Genomic DNA, 396 nt, shown 5'->3' on the forward strand with positions numbered 1-396 from the left:
GCGAGCAGGGCGTAGACGAGGGCGTACGAGAGTCCGCCGGTCGGCAGGCCGAGCAGGCTGTGCAGGGTGGCGACCATCACGTCGCCGCCGATCCAGATGGTCAGCGCCGTGTAGCCGAGGGAGAGGAGGAGGCCGACGATCGAGCCGACGAGGCGGCCGCGCACCCCGAACTGGGCGCCGGAGGACGTGGAGAGGTTCGTTCCGGTGCGCAGCGAGACCAGGGCGAGCGGCGCCGTCAGCGCCGTGCCGAGCACGGTGCCCGCCACGACCGCGCTCACCGACTCCCACCAGCCGAGGCCGAAGGAGACCGGCAGCCAGCCGAAGACGATCACCCCCAGGCAGAGGTTGGAGCCGATGAGGATCGATACGAGATCGCGGGGGCCGCTGGTGCGTTCC

General features: G+C 71.7%; 1 protein-coding gene. It reads right to left on the reverse strand.

From position 1 onward, the window contains the following. A partial coding sequence (locus AOK03_RS44805; protein ID WP_244177967.1) for a cytosine permease occupies positions 1–396 on the reverse strand: 396 nt, incomplete at both ends.

It is taken from the genome of Streptomyces atriruber (assembly GCF_001418325.1).
Lineage (GTDB): Bacteria > Actinomycetota > Actinomycetes > Streptomycetales > Streptomycetaceae > Streptomyces > Streptomyces atriruber.